The organism is Kribbella steppae (assembly GCF_004342025.1).
Lineage (GTDB): Bacteria > Actinomycetota > Actinomycetes > Propionibacteriales > Kribbellaceae > Kribbella > Kribbella steppae.
The window spans coordinates 1-1,704 of sequence record NZ_SLWN01000036.1 but is presented as its reverse complement, the minus strand read 5'-3'; the positions used below and the strand labels follow the sequence as shown (position 1 = coordinate 1,704).

The following is a 1,704-nucleotide window of genomic DNA, read 5'->3' as shown; positions in this document are numbered from 1 at the left end:
AGCTGATAGACCCTGAACGGCATTTCCCTCGATTGACGCGGTGACAGCGTGTGCGTGGGAGGTGTCAACGTGGAGCACGCGCAGCGCAGCGAGCATGTACGACGTTGACACCGACGAGCGCAGGCTGATGATGGGCCGTCGAGGGGATGGCTCTCCGCGCTGGCATGAGGGGCGTGGGTTTCACACCGTTGTGGTGGGGAGGCCGTTCGATGTCTTTGCTGCAGGTGGCTCTCGGGCCGTCAACGTTGGTGGTGGCCGTTGACCCGGGCAAGGTGATGAACCGGGTATGGGTCAGCGATGGTTCCGGCCTGCTGGCAGGCCCGGTGTCGCTGCCGGTTTCTCGTGTTGGGGTGGCGAGTCTGGAACAGATGATGGCCGGGTGCAGCGACGGGTGCCATGAGCCGGTGATCGCGATCGAGGCGACCGGGAGCCTGCATGAGGCCTGGGCGCGTGAGTTGGAGCGCCGGCATCCCGGCGCGGTGCGGTTGTTCGCGCCGTCGGAGACGAAGGCGGCGCGAACGCAACTCGGATCTGGCCGCTTCAAGACCGATGACCGCGACTGCGCCGCGCTGACCTATCTCGCCCGGCAAGGCGCGGGGCGGCTTGCGGTCGACGAGTTGGAGGTGGAGGTGCTGCGTGCGGTGGTGCGACATCGGCGCAGGCTGGTCGCCGACCGCAAGGTAGCCCAGCAGCGCCTCCACGACCAGCTCAACAACCTGGTCCCCGGACTATCCGCACCGGCTGGACACGGCCGTAGCCTGGCCGTCGAACGCCCCTCCGGGCAGGCAGTTCTGGCCTGCGCCACGGCGTTCGCCGGCCGCCCACCCTCGGCACGGTCACTGCTCATCCGGGCGCCGGGACGCCTGACCAAGGCCGACGCCCAGTACTGGGCGGATCGATGGCGGGGATGCCTGCCACCACCCCACGACGCCGAGCATCGGGCCCAGCGGCTGGGCCGGGACCTGGAACGCTACCGACTGCTGTGCACCGACATCGCCGCGCTCGAAGGCGAGATCACACAACTACTGGCCACCAGCGACGGGCAGATCCTAACCAGTCTGCCCGGCGTCGCCGCGGTGCGTGCGGCCGCGTTCGCCGCGCACAGCCTGCCGATCGACCGGTTCCCCGACGCCGACCACCTGTACTCCGCCACCGGCCTGGCACCCGCGCTCTACCAGTCCGCGACCCTGCACCGCCGCGGACGAATCTCGCGGCAAGGCCTGGCCGAACACCGCGACGCCCTGATGAGCATCGCCTGGGGACTATCGAGATTCTCGCCCGCCTTCACGCAACGCGACCACGAATACCGCGCCCGCGGCATGGCACCCATCCAAGCCCGGGTCGCGCTCGCCCGGCATGCCTGCCGCCTGGCCTACCGGCTCCTCAAGACCCAACAACCCTTCGACGAAGAGGCGTATCGTCGAGGAAGGCACAGCCGCGGACGGTGACGGCCACGTTAGCTATGCCGCACGACGGCGGAACCTAGCTTGCCGCCCGCCCGCGACTGGGCCGCCTCAGACACGGCGCACACGAAAGCCTGCGGCAACCGACCGCGACTGATCAGCCTGCCGGTCCGGCGGCCCAACCCGTGCCTTCCCCAACACACGCGTCCTTCGTCGCGAGCCACGCCGAACGTTCACAACAAACGCCCGGCGTCACTCACACCTGCCCAAACTCAACCTTGACTCGCGGCGCGAAAGCTAG

At 68.8% G+C, this 1,704-nt stretch carries 1 protein-coding gene; it reads left to right on the top strand.

Features of this window, described 5'->3' with window-relative positions; translation table 11 throughout:
- The first annotated feature begins 209 nt into the window (after positions 1–209).
- The gene (locus EV652_RS43845; RefSeq protein ID WP_158441590.1) at positions 210–1,448 is read left to right on the top strand and encodes an IS110 family RNA-guided transposase; all 1,239 of its coding nucleotides are present in this window, start codon (positions 210–212) and stop codon (positions 1,446–1,448) included.
- The last annotated feature ends 256 nt before the right edge of the window (positions 1,449–1,704 follow it).